Raw genomic sequence first — 17,681 nt, 5'->3', positions numbered from 1 at the left:
CTGGGTTCAGTTAGCCCGTGCGACGCTGTTTCCACTCGTCGAAGTTAATGACGGTCGTGTCACTGGAAGGCCCTTCTTTGATGTCGTCGCCTGGCTCCGGGTTGGGGTCTTCTGGGGATTTCGGATGAGCCCAGAGGGCATTTCCGACCTGCGCTGCGACGTCACGCTTCATGTCGTCGAGCACGTGCTGGTACCGGTCCAACATGGCCCGCTGGCTCCAGCCCATGAGGTCCATCACGACACGGGCATCGATGCCGAGCGTCAGCATCATTGTGGCCGAGACGTGCCGTGCGTCATGAAGCCGGCGGTGGCCAACTCCGCACTCCTCCAGGAGTGCTTCCCACCGCCTCCAATCACTTTCAGGGCGGTGCGGACGACCGTTGAGCTGGCAGAAGACAAGGTCAACGGTGACGCCGTTCGGATCTGTATATTGCTGACGTCGTTCACCCTCAGCTGCATTCAGGGCCAGATGCTCTGCATGAAGTTTCTTCAGGTGCTTCAGCACCTGCTTGGGGACGGGGACACTCCGTCGCCCAGCCTGCGACTTAGGAGTTCCAAAGAAGAGGCCGCCACCATGCCTGGATGGGCAGAGGTGCGGTCCCTTCGCGGGGCAGCGGCTACGGTCATCACATCCGTGCCGCCATTTCTTGGGGTAGAGAGTCCGACGAAGGTCAATTTGACCGCTGTCAAGGTCCACTGCATCCCAGCCCAACCCCAGAATTTCACCTTGCCGGGGCCCATAGGTGAGCGCCATCATCCAGCGTGCGGCCTCAGATGGCGGCAATGTCTCTGCATGAGCGATGATCTTCCGAGCATCTTCTGGGGTGAAGGTTGGCGGCACAAAGGCCTCGTCGGAGCGGCCCGAAGGTGCATCAACCTTCAGCAGGGGATTGGAGCCGAGCCTTCCCCGCTTCACTGCTGCTTTGAAAGCGCCGTTGAGGATGCGGTGAAGCTGGAGCACTGAAGCAACGGCCCTTCCCTCAGCCCGCTTACGTGCGTAGAAAGTCTCAATATGCTCAGGGTTGAGCTTGTCCAGCTTGGTTCGGGCCAGTTTTGTGTTTTTCAGCCAGGCGATCTTCGCCTCGTAGCCCTCCAGGGTGCTGTCCCTCAACGTCTCCTTCTTGATGACGTAGAGCCAATGGTCCAGCCATTCTTGGAGAGTGGGGGCGGAACCGATGGTGACGGCGCCGTCTTCGACTTGACGGATGAGGTCGCGACGGGCAGCCGCACAGAGAGCCTGGGATCGGCCATAGACCGGCTTGCGGATGCGCTTTCCGGTAATCGGGTCAGTCCCGACGGTGACATCAGCCCTCCAGCGTCCTTTGCTGACTTGGTAAGGCTTAGAGCCCTCCCCGTTTGCTCGACGTCCCATCACTCACCTCGCTGCTGAACCCACTGGCGGTAGATCTCTCGGATTTCTGCTTCATCGGGAGATTCTTCGGACGGAGGAGTCATGTCACGAAGGAACTGGACGACGAAGTCTGAAGCGAAGCGCTCGAGGTGCTTCTCTGTCTCGTAAATCTGCAGTGCACGAAGGAAAAGCCCGTGTGCTCCCAGGCTGAGAACATCTCCCACTTCCTCGAGATCGTTCACGTTCCAAGTGACGGCGTCATTTAAGCGTTCAGAGACATAACTGCGTGACTTGCCTAGACGCTCTGCGAGCTCGCCTTGGGTGATCTTCCGGTCGTTGATTTCTGAGCGGACAAGCTTCGACACGGCCTTCGACAGCGGCCCTGGGGGCAACGATGGTCTCGACTTCATGGATTCCACTGTAATGGGCTCTGCAGCCATTTGGCAGCAGAAAGTGCAAGGCAATATTTGTACTCAACCGGACACTTACTAGTGAAACAAGGTACTCATGTCACGTCCGGGCATCCTGGCGTGACGCCAAAAGTGCCCAATTGCGTCAGTGGGTGCGGGGCTCCACTGCATGGAGCACGCAGTGGATCAGACAACAGGGCGGGCACTACATCTATAGCGTTGCTTCAGTGCGTGACTGGCGGCATTCATCGCTGGAGAGGAAGATTGAAATGGCCCAGTTGTCTCTGCCGGACCAGCAGTCAGGGGCGAGTTCTGAGGGGACTCGGAGTTCGCGAACTTCCCCCACGTGGGTCCTCAGCTCTCGGCGAGTTGTGCCAGTCGTTCGATTCGGCGCGGTCGTAGAAGATCGTGGGCGGCATGAGCTAGATCTCTAAGCTCTCGCGATAGTTCGGCGAGGTCCCAGACAAGGTCCTGGAGTTCTTCCTCCAGCCATGCCTCCTTCGGCGATTGCGTGAGCTCGACCGATACGCTCCTCCCAGCTGCCTCGTCTTCTGCTGTGATGTCAGCCCATGTGAGTTGGCCGTGCTGCCAGGAGATTCTGCGACGTCGCCATTCATCGTGCGCTGGGACTTTATGGGCTCGGAATTCTCCTGACCCGGAGAAGCAGAACCGCAGGCCTACGAGTCCTGACCATCCGCGCTGTGGTAGGAGGTCAGCGAAGTTCCGGTAGTAGTCACGCAGGTATTGCCAGTGGAGTTCTACTTCGCAGATTGCTGTCCTGACTTCTTCCGTAGAGACGCGATCTGGGCTTTTGGCTGCCCGGTTTTCGAGACAACTGCGATCGCACTCGATGTGATCGTTCTGGTCATAGCGCGACGACCGCGACGGTGGATCTGTACGGTGTGCCCATGCGTGCCACTCTTGCGCATGGTGCTTCTCGACTGTGAATGCGCGGATCGTCTCGTGCATTTGATCTTCAAACACGTGCGAGAGGTTCTCGATGGCGGGTGTAGCTTGGTAAAGCCTGTGCAGGGCTGCGACGTGACGTTCCCGTCGGAACGTTCGGCGGGTGACGGTGCGTTCCCGAATTAGGAACCTCAGAACGACAAGCATCAGCGGGATGACTGCAACAAGAATCGTAGTCAGCGTGGCTTCCGGGAGTGACATAATCTGCAGTACCTCTTGCACGGCACCGGTAACGCTCTGGACCTCTTCCGGAAACGCAGTGAGCACGGAGGCGAGTAACACTGCGATTCCGGCCCCTGTCCTAGCAAGTCTCGGCACGGATGCGACAGCTGCGACAATCCCCCAGGCAATCAGCCAAACCTTGCGCAGACACCATCGTCCTATACGAAGTGTGAGATGCTCTCTCGGAGTTAGGGCGGGAAGAAACATCCGACGTTTGGGCTGTGCGATGCCGGTACGCACGATTCGGGATCCAATCCATCGGAGCGCCGATTCGACCCTGGCACTACTCGACTCCAGCCGGATGACAGTTGCCAGTGACGCGTTGGAAGCCAGACGTCTCGCGCATCCTCGAGTGGCTTCGGCGGCCGCGCGCATTAAGCCGTGGAGGAGTAGCCCGCCGGCGAGTACCAACGGGGTGTAGACGAGAATGCTCGAGATGAACGTTGCGAGGTTTCCATCCGAGCCACTGGCATTCGATAAAACCGCTCTCGGCCGCTCGAAGAACCCAAGTATCAGTTCAAGCAATTCCATGGGTAGCTAAGCCCCTTCAGTCAGCTCATAAGTCAGTGAGAGGCTCGAGAACTGGCACCTGTTGCTGCAAGCAGCCCCAAGCCCACACTTCGTCCCGATGCACGATACGTGGTGCCCAGGGGGTCAAGGAGCACAACGCTCGACCAAGTCAGAGAATCGATAGAGCTGCCGAAGTGCGTTCGCCTGCCCGTCGAACCGCCTTAGGGAAGATTGCGCGCCGAGAAGGGCGGGGCCCATCGCGGTTCATGAGTGAACAGTCTCGCTACAGCCCGGTTGGAGTAGAAGCTAAGAACACACAGCTCACGTTTCCTCAGAGAGGGCTGTACGGTGCTGCGCAGGCAGGTGTTGCTTCCGGACACTCACTGGTCACCAACGAAGCGCCCCCTCGAGAGGACCCTTTTTATGAGTGACCACAGTGCATCAGATTTTGACCTGCAGTGTCCCGGATGGTGCCGTGCCCAGCACGGTGACGAGATTCATCCTGATGACCGCCGCCACGAAAGCGAGATCGTGGTGGTGCCGGTGGCGGAAAACGCGCGGACATCCGCGCCAGCTGGCAACGGCGCGGTGCATAGACGACCGGACTCAACAGAAGTCTTTTTGGTGGTCCACCAGCAACTGGGTGAGCCAGATGTATGGGTCGGCCTCGGAGTCGATGGCCGGGGCATGGACCTATCCCTGGAAAGCGCCCAACGAGTACACCAGGCACTGGGAGACCTGCTGAGCATCACCCGGCGCAAAGGCGCCTAAGGTTTCAATCCGCGGCAGGCGGCGCTTGTTCGGCGTCCTCGGAATTACGGAATAGCTCCAGGGGGTCGATGCCGAGCCGGCTCGCGTAGTCCTCGATCGCAGAGAGACTCAGGTTCTGGTCTCCGCGCTCGACGTGCCCGTAGTACACCCGGTGAAGGCCATCGAGTGCCTCCTCGGCGAACCGGGCCTGGGAGAGACCACGTTCTTGGCGAATCCGCCGCAGATTCGCGCCCACGCGCCGATGAAGTTCGCCTATAGCCACAACTTCTCAGACTGCGTGGAGTGTCACAGAAAGTCGACAGTGTTATAACTCTGCAAGAATGATCGGGGCTCAGACCTCAACGACGGGAGAAACATGGACAACCAGCGACAACGACGGTTTTACGGGGTAGCTCTGATGGGTGGTGCCGCCTTGGTACTAACCAGCTGCGGAGGCAGCGACGTCGGTCTCGACAACGCCGAAGAGTTCCTCGAGGACGCCACCAGCGCGTGGCTAGATTCGCTGCCCAGCGACAATGTCGCGGTCCATGACGAGGCCGGGTGCTTCTTTGTGGTCGACGGCGAGGGCGAGGTCACCGGTGAGCTGGCCTGCGGCGGCGCCCGGACCCTGTTCGCCGAGGACGGCGAGGTTTGGGACCTCACCACTTTTGATTACTCCGAGGACTCCGACGGCGAGATGGTTGCTGAGTTCGACGAGTCCATCCTCGCCGAAGCGGAGATGGAAGTCTCTCGCCCTGAAGGCAACATCGTCGATGCTGACGGTGACGATGCCCCGGAGGCATTGGATGAGATCGAGGCCCCGTCTCGCCCTGAAGCTGACTCGGGTCTGATTGTGGCCCCCAGCCCACAGGACCAGGAGGATGACGCTGTCGATACCTCCGGTGGCAGTCTCGTTGAAGGGGAGGAGGTCTCCGATGGCGCCTACACCGTCAGCGAGGAGACAGACCCACAGGATTCTGAAATCGTCACCCCGGCTGGGGTCGCCACAATCGAGGAGCTCGGGGCGGCAGAGACGGTCACCGTCGAAGGCGTCCCTGGCCAGCGCGGTGTCGAGGATGATCAGTCCGCAGTCCCCCATGCCTCGGCTGAAGGAGAGACCTTCCGCTACGTCTGGGCGTCGTTTGCAGCCAACGAGCTCCCCGAGGCCCCGGAGAACAACGCCTATCTGGACCTGGGTGATGAGCAGATCGAGCTCAGCGACCTCGAGGGCGGCGCCTTGGTCTCGGTGCCCGATAGTGGTGCTGAGCTGGTGGTGACCACTGGTGAGGACACCGAGCAGCGCTATGACCTTCTCACTGGCCAGCGCGACAGCGACCCCGTCACTGACGGGTTCTATGTCGAGAACCGCCACCAGCCCGAGGCCGACATCACTCTGGACTTCCCGGACTTCGAAGACACCATCACTGAAGAAGAAGTCGGCTCTCCCAGCCAGGCCGGGGACCTGACCATCTCCACTGAGGCAGTCGTTGAGTCCTACACCATCACCGCATGGAACCCGATGATGGGCTGGGCCAGTGAGGGCGAGGCCTGGCTGGAGTTGAACTGGGAGGCCTCGGTCAGTCGTGATGGTGATGCCCGGGCCGGTTACTACCGGGCCAGCGATGATCAGCCCAGCGTTGTGGACTGGAGCATCACCGTCGATGACACCACCATCGAGGAGCGCTACGAATCCACTGACGCCGGACGCAACGGTGGCAACAGCTTTGGAGAAGTCAGCGTGATCGCTATCCCGGCGGACTTCGAGAACATCTCCCTGGATGCAGAGATCACCAGCCATTGGGATGAACAGCCGGTGACTGTCGAGCATGAAGGCGCCGAGCTGCCCTTCGACGAAACCCACGACTCGGAAGACGAGGGTGAGGTCGATGAAGACGGCCCGCTCGATGAGGACGAGAACACCGGCTGGTAAAGACACCCACCAACCTGTATCCCGCCGCCACCACGTACGAGAGGAACAACGACCATGAACCAGCGCGTGAAAGCCCTAACCGTTATCCCTGCGGCAGCACTGCTGCTGACTGCCTGCGGAGGCGACGACGTCCCCCAGGAAGACCTGGAGATGATGCTCGCCTGGGAAGAAGGAGAGCACCCAGATGACATCACCTGTGAAGAAGGCCTCAGCTACGAAAAAGCAGACGCGACTTCCTGCAGATTCGAGGAGGGAATCTCACTGGATGCCAGCTATACCGATGAGGAAGGCGCTCACAGTATTCGCTTCGTCGGAGGCTGGGGCGAGATCTGGGTCGACATCGACGAATGGGAAGAGATTCGCGACGAAGTAGAGCAGGAGTTCGAGGATGGCTGATCACCACCGCGCACCGGTATTCGTCCCTATCAGCAGCATCATAGTCGGGGGTTGATGGTGGCCCGGACTCGTCGTTTCAACGCCCGGAAGTTCTTCCGCTTCCTGCTCATCTTCACCGCGGTCGTCTACGCGGCCGGATGGGTGCTGATGCTGCTCTTCGGCCTGACTCCCGACAGGATGGAGAACCGGTCCATGGGAGGGTGGCCGGAGTACATCTTCGAGCTCGTCCTCAGTCCCTTCCTTGCCGCGGCAGCTCTGGTTATCGTCGTGGTGGCACTGTTGATATTCGTCGGACTTCTGCTGCTGATATTCAAGGGCTATAATCTCTTCGACAAGGTGCTCACCAGGGCAGGGTTCTTCGACATCGTGACCCACGAACCATCCCCCGCCGTGGGTGCCGGTGCAGAGCCCGGTCCGGGTTCCACCAAGCTGGGGCAACGGGTCGCTGCCCGCCGCGAGCTGCATCCGCTGTCACCACAAGAGATCAAGGCCGGAACATTGGGCACTGTGGTCGGCTTCGACGAGGGCTTGGGCACCGACTATTACACGGTGCGATTCGCCAGCGGACAGACACTGAACAACCTCACTGACGCAGACGTTGTCTTCGTCTGATTCGGCTGTTCGGTCCGCCTCAGCGCTGATGTTGAGGCGGACCGAACACTGACCACATTCGATGAGGAGGAGGCTCCCCCGATGGCTCAGAATGAACCCGAGGACCTTCCATCTTTCACTGGGTTCTATCGACGCAAATCCATCGGCGACGACGTCGCGTTCACCTCCGAACGGAAGTGGATTGCGGGCATGGAACGCCCTGGCAAGAGACGCCAGTACAAGAAGCGGGAGAACCGCCAAGAGCGGCGCAGGATTCACACTCGGCTCCACCAGCGATTCGATCAGATCGAAGACCAGTGAGCGGACCGCTCCGGGCGCTGCGAACAGGGCAAGATTCAGCTGCAGAAACTACTGCGCCACCGCGCTACCCGGTGACCTGAAGGCCAGATTATTCGCCCCACTTATGTGCCTATGAGCCTGTGCGCTTAGCCGCTCACAAGGTGCGTCACGGCCGGTTGTGTGCTCTCGACGTTGGACGGCTGATCCCTGGGCGGCTCGAGTGCCGTACCTGCCCCTTATCTCCCCGCAGAAGTACCCTCCCAGACCCCCATCTCCTATAGCCTCCGAACCCCCTACTTCCACAGCTGGCCACTTGCGATCACAGTCTCAGCCGAGACCCCCTCGACGCGACCGCGAGCCGGGATCGTCATACGTTGAGAGGAGCCCCCGCCGACTGTGTGTCAGCTTCGGTTCATCTGCCGGCATTTCCACATACCCGTATAGACCCCCAATCCCGGCAGAAGTACCCCGCAGGGCCTCCATGACATAAAACCTCCAGACCACTACTTCTCCCAGCTCCGCTCGAGAACCAAATATTGAGGCACTCCGGTCTCCGCTACGAGGCCCCCTGCGGTCTTCCAGAGAGTGTGCTTCAGGCTGACATCTTTGCGGGGCGATTCGCCCTCGCCGTGCCACTTCCACATGCTTTCTCTCCAAGAAGGCAACTGCCCTACATTGCGGGCTGGTCTGATCGCTTACCTCGGGTACGTGGCGAGGTGTGCGGGGGTTGTTTTTCTTGTCGCTCACCAGGTAGGCGGGCGAGCAGATTGGGTGAGGGCCTGAGGGTGCGCGTCGGCTGGGAGTTGAATCGGAATCGCGCGCGTAGAAACCGGCCTGCGTTTGGTCATAGTGTAGCGTCGCTACAGTGGGGTCATGACCGACGGGGCGACCGACTACGGCCAGTACCGAAAGTTGCTGGGGCTCAGTCTGCTGTGCTTTCTGGGGGCGATCGTGTTGGGTCTTATCGGGATGCATGCCGGTATCGGTGCTCTGGATGAGATGTATCACGCAGATCCGCAGATCACTCATCATGGTGAAGGTGCAGGTCTGGCTGCAGCGATCGTGACGGTCTACGGAGTGATCCTCGGTGCAGCCGCAGCCTTGGCCTACGGTGTGGTGGCCATCGGGCTGAAGATGCGCCGTCGATGGGGAGTGAGTCTGGGCACCGCTGGGGCGCTGGTGGGGTTCGTGCTGATGATCTTTGCCGGCGGGTTCCTGAACGGGGCGCTGTTCACTGTGCTGGGCGACCTTTACGGCAGCGACTACACCCCGGCCAGCACCTTCGGAGTGCTGCTGCTGACCGGTCTCACCGTTGCCGCACTCCTGGGGCACTGTGTCATCAGCATCCTCTGGTTGCGTGAAGGGGGCCGGAGTGTGCAACGCAGCTGAGAGATCACGGCCACTGGCTGGTCTTCGGATCGGGGGCGAGAGTAGTCGTCTCTATTTTTTGTGAGGGGCTTCGTCCCCTCACACTCCCCGTGGGGGTTTCCGGTGTATCTCCGCTGTCGCGGGGTGGGCGCGCCTGCCGGCGCAGGGGCCGTGCGGCCCCTGTGATTCGCAGCCGGGCATTGCCCTGATATTCGCCTTCCGGGTTCTTACAGCGGTGGGTCCGGGATGAAGGTGCCGGCATGATGCCGGTGTAGCCTTCGAGGACCCCGGGGTGGGCCAACGGGAAATCACTCCAGCGACGATATTCCAACTCACCGTCGCCCGGGAGTATCCAGCAGGACAGCAATCTGCTTAGGACTCATTCGCGGCTTTTCTTCCAGCAGGCTGCCCCTCCATACTGGCCCAACGCCGCTCTGACGTTCTCCACCGGTTGGCGTTCCTAGAGGAGCCTCAGCCACGGGCTCTAGTTGTATGAGGTCATTTGCCATACCAGCCCTCATCGGCCGGCACTCAGATATACCGTTCAACTGCGCGATAGGTCGAAGCCGTTTTACTGATGGTGGATCAGATTCCGGGCATAGATATACTCATCGTCCTCGATCCGGTGTAGGGCGATCATCTGCCGACGGGTGAAATCCGAGTTCAACCCGGAAGCGATCCGAGAAGCCTGGTCAGCGATGGCATAGACCTCATCGAAGCGTCCGCACCAGGTGGCGATAATCCGATGACGCAGTGCGAGCCATGAGAACAAGCGGTTCTTTTCGTCCAGGGTGATGGCGTCGCGTTTGACTTCCCCGAAATCCCGTGCGGCTTTCATGACCGGACCGGGGCGGAGAACGTCGGCAAAAGCTTCTGGGTGACCGAACCTGTCACCGTCCAGAGTGCGGTCCTCGGGCCCATGGAGTGCGTGCCATGGGTCGGCATCGGCCAAAGTGTCCAAAAGCAAGCCGTTCGCCGTGTCAAGGTACATGTGGGCGACATCCTCCTCGACATCCAGCAGTCCGGCGGTGGTCACACTGAGCAACTGTGCCTGTACATGTCGGTTGAGATGGAGTCTTCTGTCGTTATCCATGACCAGTGAGTGTCCGGAACCAGAGCAACCTTGCGCTGATGAGCATGCGACACGCCGCCCCACAAGACTCTTGACCTTGCCGACAGATGTCCATATAGTGGACGGCACGTTGATCGTCGAAGGGCGTCGCGAGCCGACTACTATCGACAATCGACTGCGGGGTGACCCCCACGAACCGACTTCTCGACTCGACCCCACGAACTGATCTTCATACCCCGCGACCGTTCTTTGCGGTTTTGCCGCAAAGAGAAGATCAGAACGAAAGGTTCGTGGGATGCAGAGTCAAGCGTCTCCGCAAACACTCTTCACCGTGACCGAAGCGGCCACTGCCCTCGGTGTGAAGAAAGACTACGTCTACGCCGTCATCCGAGACGGCGACCTCCCAGTCATCTACCTGGGCCGAGGCTCTCGGCCCGTCATGCGCGTGCGCCCATCCGACCTGCAGCGCTTTATTGACTCTCGTCGCCTCGAAGGTGGGGCGCACGATGACTGAGGAAGCCGACGGGAGGCCTTTTGTCCAGAAGGCTGTCAACATCGTTCGTCCCATCAGTGATGCTGCGTACCTGCAGTTGGATGACGCTCTCCTCGACGCCGGTATAAGGAATGAGCGCATCCGGGATACGGTCTTCGATGTTCTGGCGGCCATCACTGATACCCATAGCCACGATGGTCCGGAAGCAGCGGTCCACCTCAGGGTGATCGGTGAATGCCTGGAGATCGAATACACAGGAATGACCTATCCGTCTCAGGACGAAGGTTTTCGATTGCTGACCCGGACAGCCGTCCGGTATGCCGCGGAAAACCCAATCGCAGGCGACGCTGATACGCGCTCCATGAAGGAGTGGCGACAAGGCCTAGAGCTGGCGCTCTTCCACAAAATGTATGCCCTGATGGAAACAAAGCGCAGGATCGGGGCCGGCAGGTTTAACTACCGCTACGACTGGGAGGACGAGGACGAGCCGGAGGATCAGGGAGCTCCGGAAGGCCCGTCCACGGGAGCGCTCGAGGATGCTCTTGTCGCCGAGATACAGAACCTTCGTGACTCCGCAGTGGAAATTGAGGAGATCGCGAGTATCACAGGGGCCAGCCGCAAGGAAGTCGAACGAGTGCTGGGATCTGTCCCGTGAAGCTCTTGAAAGCCGCCAGGCTTCCTTCGGTCGCGGGATCGCCGAAGACACCCGCAGTGCGATGCAATGACGTTCGCCGCGAGTGCCAATCCCAGCGTCAACGTCCCCTGTGAAAATGAGAAGTACAGAAAGGCCCCGCATGGACGAGCAGCAACAAGCTCTCCGAGACACAGCATATGAACTGGTCGCCGCCGGGTTTCGGATCCTTCCTCTCGGTAAGGACAAAATGCCCCTGACGCCATGGTCAGACGCCAAGTACAAGTTTGAGGGCGACGAGACCATTGAGTTGTGGTTCGGTGAGGACCAGCAGGATGATGATTGGCTCTCTGGGCGTCACCCGGAATCGTCAGGGCCGGCGCAGGGCATCGCGATCGTCACGGGGGAACCCTCAGGGTTCGTTGAGATGTGGGAGCTGGAAGGCCCACACCGGGACAAAGTCTCAGAGCTCAACAGGCTTGCCCAGGAGCACGGCGAACGAACGGAAGAGGTCTGGCGACGCATCCGGTCCGGCTGGATGGAACAGAGTCCTTCGGGCGGATATCACTGGATGGTCAGGATCACCGATTGCGAGGAGATGCCGCGCAGCGAAAGCCTGGCGGAGGACCCAGAGCATAAGAAAGTTCAAATCGCTGAGGTCAAAGCCGCCAAGGCAAACTCCACCATGGCTCCTAGCTATGGGCACACCCACTCGACGGGCAAACCTTATAAGACGCTGACAGGCGGGCCGGATACCATCGCCGAAATAACGATGGATGAGCGGCACCTTCTTCGCGCCCTCTTCCAGAAACTCGATCGCCGCCCGGCCAAACCCAAGCGTGAGGTGGGGTTTCAAGTAGCTCGTGAGAGAAACGTCGGTGACCCAGAGCTGCCTGGCGATGACTATAACCAGCGTGCTGACTGGCAGGAGATCTTGGATGCCGATGGGTGGGAATATGTGCGTTCCACCGGCAACGAGGATCACTGGCGACGCCCTGGAGCTTCCACCAATGGTGTCGACGCTGCGGTCTACACCCACCCGGACAAATACGACGAAGAGAAAACCTTCTCACTTCTGTATGTGCCCTCAGCAGGGGCGCTGTCCCAGTTCGGCCTGCCTACCGAGGACGGGAAGGGGCAAGAAAAGACAACCTATACAAAGTTTGAATACTATGCGTTTTCTCGCCACAGCGGGGACTTCTCCGCTGCGGCAAAAGCACTCAGTGAGCTCGGGTACGGCGAACGCAAGAAGGCTGCTTCCACATCCCGTGCGGAGTACCCTGCGGCCTCCCCGCAGGGCGCGGCGACAGGTACTGACGGAGTCGTCATTGACCTGGCTGCCAAACGAGCAGAGAAGGACTCCGTGCCGGGGCAGCAAACCAACGGGGCAACTCTGGAGCGGACTGACGATGCAAATGCCAACCGTTTCGCTTCCGATCATTGTGAGGTCATCCGTTTCTCCTCCGCCCACGGGGTATGGGTGCACTGGAACGGCGTGCGATGGGTTCCTCAGCCTGGCAAAGGCGGGATCGAGCGCGAGCTTGCCAAACAGACTGCCCGAGCACTGCCCACAGAGGAGTTCGACAACCAAGGCAAACCTGACCAGAGCGCCTCCAACGCTCTCGCCGCGCACAAAAAGTATTCACTGTCGCGCCAAGGGATCAACAACATGCTCTCCATGGCCAACAGTTTGCCGCAGCTTCGAGTCGATGACGACAGGTTCGACAACCACCCCTGGGAGCTCAACACCCCCGGTGGAATACTGGATCTACGGACAGGACAGCTGCTGCCTCATGATCCCACCAAGCTGCACGTAAAAATTGCAGGCGTCGCTCCTGACTTCGAGGCAGACCGCACTCTCTGGGAGAACTTCCTGCACACCTCAGTCCCAGACCCAGAGGTGCGCAGGTACCTCAAGCGGCTGGTCGGCTTGACCCTTATTGGCGAAGTCCGAGAGCACCTCATCGTCTTTATCACAGGACGGTCCGGACGTGGAAAATCCACCTTCGTGGAATCCATCATGACGGCCATGGGTGACTATGCAGCAGTTGTCCCCGACGGCATCCTCCTGGAGACCAAGGGCTCAGACGATGAGGAAACCAAGGCGGTGGTACTCAAGGGCACACGTTTAGCCCTGATTGATGAGGTCAAGGCCACCGACCGCCTCAACGAAAAACGTGTAAAGAAGTTCTCGGGCGGAAACACCCTCTCAGCACGGCACCTGTATCAAGAGCATCACAACTTCACCCCGAGTCACACACACTTCCTTGTCGGCAACCATCGCCCCGGCTTCGACGGCAGCGACGACGCGATGCTTCGAAGGTTGAGGACAATCCCTTTCGACGAGGACATCCCTGATGAGCAGAAGATCCCCAACCTTAAGGAGAAGATCTTCGGCAATCTGCCGGCTGTCCTCGCATGGGCAGCTGAGGGAGCAGTGGAATATCACAAGGAAGGGCTCGGAGAAATACCGGACCTTGTCAGGGCCACAACCTCCGACTACGCCGAAGAATCCAACCCGGTGGGCCAGTTCCTCGAGGAGCGTTGCAAGCTCGCTGACGGTGAAACAGTCCTCGTCTCCGAATTCCGGGACGCATACGAGATCTGGTGCCAACAGCGCCAACTGCGGCCTCTGGGCGATAAGCGGGTGGCAGACGCATTGGAGCGCCACGGTGTCAAAGTCGGGAGCAAAGCACCCAGGACCGCTCAGGGAAGACTCTATGGCGGCGTGAAACTACTCTCCTATGAGGAACGCAAAGCCCAGGCCGCACAGCACAACCAGGAACTGGGTTACGACGAGGACCCGCTCACCACACCCCGGCAGTCCAAATCCAAGAAGACGGCCGAGCAGCAACGGAAATACGACTCGCCGAAACCGCGCAAACCACATCGTCGCCCACCTCGTCGAACCCCTCCACGCCGCAGCTGAGCTGCATCCCGGCGTATAATGCCTGACCCCATGGGCGCCGGAATACCGGGGCTCCCCAAGTAGCGCTCTGCTAAACCTCGATCCACCGATGAGGGGTGTGTCTGAAGCGGCGCGTTAACAAGGAAATGCCCGCCTGACCTGGGAAAATGGTGATGTCTAACGTCACAAGTTCCCAACCAGAAGGGCACACCTCTCAGGTGCTATTCAACCATGCCCCAGCTGGGGTCTCCTATACCTTCGATGAGCCCAACCTCGTGTCGGCTGCTGGGCTGGCGCCGATGATGGCTCTGGCCCAGAATGCTGGGCTGGCTGAGTTGGCTCAAGACAGGGTCACGGTGCACCGCACTGGGGCCGATAAAGGCGCCAACGCTGGTGCGAAGGTCAGCTCGATCGTGGCCGGGATGGTCGCCGGTGCCGACAGCATCGATGACATGGACGTGCTGCGCCACGGCGGGATGAAGAGTTTGTTCGACTCGGTGTATGCGCCCTCCACGTTGGGGTCTCATCTACGGGCCTACACCTTCGGCCATGTCCGCCAGCTCGACGCGGTCGGCACCCGATTCCTGGCCTCGTTGGGCTCGTATGCGCCGCTGCTGCCGGTAGCGCCTTCAGCCACCGGGGCCGCGGCCATGACGTTTGTGGATATCGATGACACCGTCATCGAAGTCCACTCTGCCAAGAAGCAAGGAGCCGGGTTCGGCTATCAGGGTTCCCGGGGACTTAATGCCCTGCTGGCCACCGCTTCCACCGCTGAGGCCTCTCCTGTGGTGGTGGCCCAAAGGTTGCGCGAAGGCTCGGCCTATTCAGCCCGCGGTGCTTCCCGGATGGTCGGTGACGCCCTGGCCGCCACAGCCAAAATCCCGGGCACCTGCGGGCCTGTGGTGGTCCGGGCCGATTCGGCCTACTACAACGCCAAGGTCGCCAAAGCCGCCGCCGATGGCGGGGCCAAACTCTCGGTGACGGTGCGGATGAACAAGAGGGGCAAGACCGTCATCGCAGGCATCCAGGAGGACGCGTGGACCAAGATCCAGTACAAGAACTCCATCTATGACGAGACCACCAAAACCTGGATTTCTGAGGCTGAGGTCGTTGAAGTGCCCTTCACCGCGTTCACCTCAAAGAAGAAGTCCCTGCAGGTCACTGGCCGGCTCATCGTGCGCCGGGTGCTTGAGAAGAACGCCAAGAAACTGGCCGCCGGCCAAGACACGATCTTCGATGTCTACCGGCATCATGGGGTCTTCACCACCATCGATGCTTCAACGCTCGACACTGCGGCCGCGGACCGGGTCCACCGGGCCCATGCGGTGATCGAGCAGGTCAACGCCGAACTCAAAGCAGGCCCGCTGGCGCATATGCCCTCCGGGGTCTTCCAGGCCAACGCGGCCTGGCTGGCGATCACCACCATGGCCCATAACCTGATGCGTGCTACTGCTGCTGTCATCGGCGGGACCATGGCCCGAGCAAGGGCACTGACCCTGCGGCGCCGGATCATCAGCATCCCCGCACGGATCGCTCACCGGGCCAGGAAACTCATCCTGCATCTGCCCACCGACTGGAAATGGGCTGCCGCCTTCGAGGAACTCTGGGCCAAAGCTCTGGGCCCACCAGCAGCGGCGGCCAAGAGCACCTGATCACCCAGCCCTGCAGGGCACCAGGCCCAGGACACAGGAGATCCTCGGAAACCAGAAGTGGAACAGACCGGAGCATGGCCGGGACGCTACCGGCTGCCCACATCCCCCGCAGCCAAGATTCACCAACTCAATGACCCAACAAAGAACTCATCGGTGGATCGAGGCTAAAGGTCAGGGGTTGCTCACTGCGTTGAAGCTCCCGGGCGCCCTGTAGGAGCGATCGAGCGCGGAGTAAACCCTACCCGTCGTGTTACTCAAGAACACCTGGAGTGTGCACTCTCATCGAGGGCCCCGAAATGCTCCTCAATCTCTTTTGTACCGCCGCCACTGATGTGTGAAGCCGCTGCAGCGGCCGGAGTGACGGGATAGACGTCAACTGACAGATCTGGAGGGTGCCCCGCCGCTGGTCTCCCCATGAAGTGTCATGGGTTGCCTCCTGCCCACTCCCAAAAGACGCCCGGCAGGAGGATGAAGCATCCCGAGGAGAGCAGCTTTGGGGGAAATGCGGTACTGGTGTGACACAGCACCGGCCGCATGACGCTCCATCTGCAGACATGTCACAGAACATGTCATCACACTGAATCCCCGTCATCACGGGGAAGGCCACCTACTCACCACCTCTTCATGACACTTGTGACACTTTTTCTCAAAAGTAGTGAATAAGAGGGGTTAAAGGATCTGCCTTCCAGCTGCCCGGGGTGGTTAGTCAACAGAGAGTTCTCTGACACAACGTCACAGGTGTCATGCCTGTCACCGGAGAAGACATGCGTGCCCTGGAACCCTCGCATCCTCATGATGCTCGTGCTCAGGGGCCTTTTCAGCGAGGATCGACCGACGGCGCCCTCACCCTGAGGTGAGTGCTTGGCTGCAGGAAACTCTGTGAGGCTAGAGGAGGAACCCGTCAGCGCAGTAGAGCGGTCCCTACTTCGTTGGCGTAGGCCCGGTGCAATACCTCCACCAACCGGGAACTACTCGCAAGTCCGTGTTCACCAATACGCGCGACATCGATCCCTGGGGTCCAGGAGTTCATTACCACTGCGGAGAGCTCATCAGTGAGCATGTCCTCAGTGATAGGCACCGTGCGTTGGGGGATCTGTAGTGCTTCAAGTTGCCGGGAGAGGATCTGCATCGTGACCCCGGGCAGGATGTTGGCTTGGGGCCAGATGACAGATTCGCCGTCCCAGAATGCGAGGTTCCAGATCGTGGCTTCGCTGATCCTGCCGCTGTTGTCCCTGAACGCTGCATCGTCGAACCCTTTCGCGTTGGCTTTGCGCAGGTAGTGAGTTTTCGCGACTTCGCCGACGTGCTTCACTGTAGGCAAGTCGCGCTGGTGGCCCACCAGGTCCAACGCCAAAGGACCGGCCGGTGGCTCAGCAGCAGGCATCAGTTTGATGAGGACATTGAGGACTAATGATCCGGGGGCGGGCATGAACTCCCCAGGCTCAGAGGTAATGAAACACATCAAGGAAGCATCAGCTGATCCTTGGGCAGCTGCGTTCTGCAAATATCTAAGAACCTGCTCGTCTGGAAGATGCGTGCCGAAGAGTTGTGTGCTGGCGTCTCTTAGCCGTCTCAGGTGCAGGTCCAGTCCCTTCACTGCGTGGTCCCTGACCTGCATGGCGGTGAAATGGGCGTAGCCGGCGAAAGCCAGGGGAGAGAGGTCTTCGACGGTAGCGGTACGGTCATTGAAGAAGGTCTGAGAAATCGTCATGAGGCAAAGCTAGGAGTTGACACTAGTGTCAAAGGCAAGCGCCCCAGAGAAGGCACCGTTGCGTATCGGAGAACTCGCTGAGCAGACGGGGGTAAGCACTCGGAGTCTTCGGCACTACGAGAATCAAGGCCTGATCATCGCCCAGAGGTCTCCTACTGGGCAGCGGATGTTCTCTGCCTCTGCCGCCCACCAGGTCCGCCATATCAGAATGTTGCTCGATGCCGGGCTGCCTACACGAGTCATCGCAGAACTCATGGACTGCATCCGCGACCCCGGTCGTCTGGATCCCTGTGCAGTCCCAACATTGGTAGAACACCTCCAGGACTACGACCGCCGGCTAGCCGAACTCGAAACCACACGGGTGACCCTTCAGGGACTCATTGACTCCTCCCAACAAGGATGAGCACCCCTGGTAGTGGC

General features: G+C 60.0%; 17 protein-coding genes. 11 read left to right on the top strand and 6 right to left on the bottom strand.

Annotation, left to right across the window (positions count from 1 at the left end):
* Positions 1-10: 10 nt before the first annotated feature.
* From FEF27_RS08845 to FEF27_RS08835, 3 genes are all read right to left on the bottom strand, one after another.
* Positions 11-1,372, bottom strand: coding sequence for a tyrosine-type recombinase/integrase (locus FEF27_RS08845; protein ID WP_138170501.1), 1,362 nt, complete (start codon positions 1,370-1,372; stop codon positions 11-13).
* A complete protein-coding gene (locus FEF27_RS08840; protein WP_166429980.1) occupies positions 1,372-1,761 on the bottom strand; it encodes a helix-turn-helix domain-containing protein in 390 nt (129 codons plus the stop codon). The genes FEF27_RS08845 and FEF27_RS08840 overlap by 1 nt, the downstream gene beginning before the upstream one ends.
* A gap of 354 nt (positions 1,762-2,115) precedes the next feature.
* Positions 2,116-3,480, bottom strand: coding sequence for a hypothetical protein (locus FEF27_RS08835; RefSeq protein WP_138170499.1), 1,365 nt, complete (start codon positions 3,478-3,480; stop codon positions 2,116-2,118).
* A 402-nt stretch (positions 3,481-3,882) separates the two neighbouring features.
* On the opposite strand from FEF27_RS08835, the gene FEF27_RS08830 reads away from it, so the two are divergent.
* Positions 3,883-4,230, top strand: a complete 348-nt coding sequence (locus FEF27_RS08830) for a DUF6907 domain-containing protein (RefSeq protein ID WP_138170498.1) — start codon at positions 3,883-3,885, stop codon at positions 4,228-4,230.
* Between the two features lie 4 nt (positions 4,231-4,234).
* Here FEF27_RS08830 and FEF27_RS08825 read toward each other — a convergent pair whose 3' ends face one another.
* Complete coding sequence (locus FEF27_RS08825) at positions 4,235-4,492, bottom strand: helix-turn-helix domain-containing protein (protein WP_138170497.1); 258 nt, start codon at positions 4,490-4,492, stop codon at positions 4,235-4,237.
* A gap of 93 nt (positions 4,493-4,585) precedes the next feature.
* Between FEF27_RS08825 and FEF27_RS08820 the strand changes: the two genes are divergently transcribed.
* The 5 genes from FEF27_RS08820 to FEF27_RS08800 all read left to right on the top strand — a co-directional run bounded on the left by FEF27_RS08820 (position 4,586) and on the right by FEF27_RS08800 (position 8,815).
* The gene (locus FEF27_RS08820) at positions 4,586-6,139 is read left to right on the top strand and encodes a hypothetical protein (protein ID WP_138170496.1); all 1,554 of its coding nucleotides are present in this window, start codon (positions 4,586-4,588) and stop codon (positions 6,137-6,139) included.
* Positions 6,140-6,193: 54 nt separating this feature from the next.
* Positions 6,194-6,535: a hypothetical protein gene (locus FEF27_RS08815; RefSeq protein ID WP_138170495.1), complete on the top strand. Its 342-nt coding sequence runs from the start codon at positions 6,194-6,196 to the stop codon at positions 6,533-6,535.
* A 54-nt stretch (positions 6,536-6,589) separates the two neighbouring features.
* A complete protein-coding gene (locus FEF27_RS08810) occupies positions 6,590-7,147 on the top strand; it encodes a hypothetical protein (protein WP_138170494.1) in 558 nt (185 codons plus the stop codon).
* An 81-nt stretch (positions 7,148-7,228) separates the two neighbouring features.
* Positions 7,229-7,447, top strand: a complete 219-nt coding sequence (locus tag FEF27_RS08805) for a hypothetical protein (protein ID WP_138170493.1) — start codon at positions 7,229-7,231, stop codon at positions 7,445-7,447.
* Between the two features lie 852 nt (positions 7,448-8,299).
* Positions 8,300-8,815, top strand: a complete 516-nt coding sequence (locus FEF27_RS08800) for a hypothetical protein (RefSeq protein ID WP_138170492.1) — start codon at positions 8,300-8,302, stop codon at positions 8,813-8,815.
* 550 nt (positions 8,816-9,365) lie between these two features.
* On the opposite strand, the gene FEF27_RS08795 is transcribed toward FEF27_RS08800, so the two are convergent.
* The gene (locus FEF27_RS08795; RefSeq protein WP_138170491.1) at positions 9,366-9,830 is read right to left on the bottom strand and encodes a hypothetical protein; all 465 of its coding nucleotides are present in this window, start codon (positions 9,828-9,830) and stop codon (positions 9,366-9,368) included.
* Between the two features lie 367 nt (positions 9,831-10,197).
* On the opposite strand from FEF27_RS08795, the gene FEF27_RS08790 reads away from it, so the two are divergent.
* From FEF27_RS08790 to FEF27_RS08775, 4 genes are all read left to right on the top strand, one after another.
* Complete coding sequence (locus tag FEF27_RS08790) at positions 10,198-10,380, top strand: helix-turn-helix domain-containing protein (protein ID WP_208009757.1); 183 nt, start codon at positions 10,198-10,200, stop codon at positions 10,378-10,380.
* The gene (locus FEF27_RS08785) at positions 10,373-11,014 is read left to right on the top strand and encodes a hypothetical protein (protein ID WP_138170489.1); all 642 of its coding nucleotides are present in this window, start codon (positions 10,373-10,375) and stop codon (positions 11,012-11,014) included. The genes FEF27_RS08790 and FEF27_RS08785 overlap by 8 nt, the downstream gene beginning before the upstream one ends.
* 226 nt (positions 11,015-11,240) lie before the next feature.
* Positions 11,241-13,919: a DNA primase family protein gene (locus FEF27_RS08780; protein ID WP_166429979.1), complete on the top strand. Its 2,679-nt coding sequence runs from the start codon at positions 11,241-11,243 to the stop codon at positions 13,917-13,919.
* 197 nt (positions 13,920-14,116) lie between these two features.
* Positions 14,117-15,550 (top strand): IS1380 family transposase, encoded by a 1,434-nt coding sequence (locus tag FEF27_RS08775; RefSeq protein ID WP_138170487.1) that lies wholly within the window; start codon positions 14,117-14,119, stop codon positions 15,548-15,550.
* A 901-nt stretch (positions 15,551-16,451) separates the two neighbouring features.
* Here the strand turns inward: FEF27_RS08775 and FEF27_RS08770 are convergent.
* Positions 16,452-17,261, bottom strand: a complete 810-nt coding sequence (locus FEF27_RS08770) for an aminotransferase class IV family protein (RefSeq protein ID WP_138170486.1) — start codon at positions 17,259-17,261, stop codon at positions 16,452-16,454.
* Positions 17,262-17,286: 25 nt separating this feature from the next.
* Here FEF27_RS08770 and FEF27_RS08765 point away from each other — a divergent pair, with 25 nt between their 5' ends.
* Positions 17,287-17,664, top strand: coding sequence for a MerR family transcriptional regulator (locus FEF27_RS08765; protein WP_138170485.1), 378 nt, complete (start codon positions 17,287-17,289; stop codon positions 17,662-17,664).
* The last annotated feature ends 17 nt before the right edge of the window (positions 17,665-17,681 follow it).

It is taken from the genome of Nesterenkonia sphaerica, from assembly GCF_005771565.1.
In the GTDB taxonomy this organism is placed as follows: domain Bacteria; phylum Actinomycetota; class Actinomycetes; order Actinomycetales; family Micrococcaceae; genus Nesterenkonia; species Nesterenkonia sphaerica.
This window is presented reverse-complemented; position numbering and strand designations above follow the sequence as displayed.

What these genes read in the sequence shown, in the direction of transcription:
- FEF27_RS08785 (WP_138170489.1), top strand. Translation starts at nt 10,373, where the DNA reads ATGACTGAGGAAGCCGACGGGAGGCCTTTTGTCCAGAAGGCTGTCAAC.
- FEF27_RS08810 (WP_138170494.1), top strand. Translation starts at nt 6,590, where the DNA reads ATGGTGGCCCGGACTCGTCGTTTCAACGCCCGGAAGTTCTTCCGCTTC.
- FEF27_RS08770 (WP_138170486.1), bottom strand. Translation starts at nt 17,261, where the DNA reads ATGACGATTTCTCAGACCTTCTTCAATGACCGTACCGCTACCGTCGAA.
- FEF27_RS08845 (WP_138170501.1), bottom strand. Translation starts at nt 1,372, where the DNA reads ATGGGACGTCGAGCAAACGGGGAGGGCTCTAAGCCTTACCAAGTCAGC.
- FEF27_RS08805 (WP_138170493.1), top strand. Translation starts at nt 7,229, where the DNA reads ATGGCTCAGAATGAACCCGAGGACCTTCCATCTTTCACTGGGTTCTAT.
- FEF27_RS08840 (WP_166429980.1), bottom strand. Translation starts at nt 1,761, where the DNA reads ATGAAGTCGAGACCATCGTTGCCCCCAGGGCCGCTGTCGAAGGCCGTG.
- FEF27_RS08835 (WP_138170499.1), bottom strand. Translation starts at nt 3,480, where the DNA reads ATGGAATTGCTTGAACTGATACTTGGGTTCTTCGAGCGGCCGAGAGCG.
- FEF27_RS08815 (WP_138170495.1), top strand. Translation starts at nt 6,194, where the DNA reads ATGAACCAGCGCGTGAAAGCCCTAACCGTTATCCCTGCGGCAGCACTG.
- FEF27_RS08820 (WP_138170496.1), top strand. Translation starts at nt 4,586, where the DNA reads ATGGACAACCAGCGACAACGACGGTTTTACGGGGTAGCTCTGATGGGT.
- FEF27_RS08780 (WP_166429979.1), top strand. Translation starts at nt 11,241, where the DNA reads ATGCCCCTGACGCCATGGTCAGACGCCAAGTACAAGTTTGAGGGCGAC.
- FEF27_RS08800 (WP_138170492.1), top strand. Translation starts at nt 8,300, where the DNA reads ATGACCGACGGGGCGACCGACTACGGCCAGTACCGAAAGTTGCTGGGG.
- FEF27_RS08830 (WP_138170498.1), top strand. Translation starts at nt 3,883, where the DNA reads ATGAGTGACCACAGTGCATCAGATTTTGACCTGCAGTGTCCCGGATGG.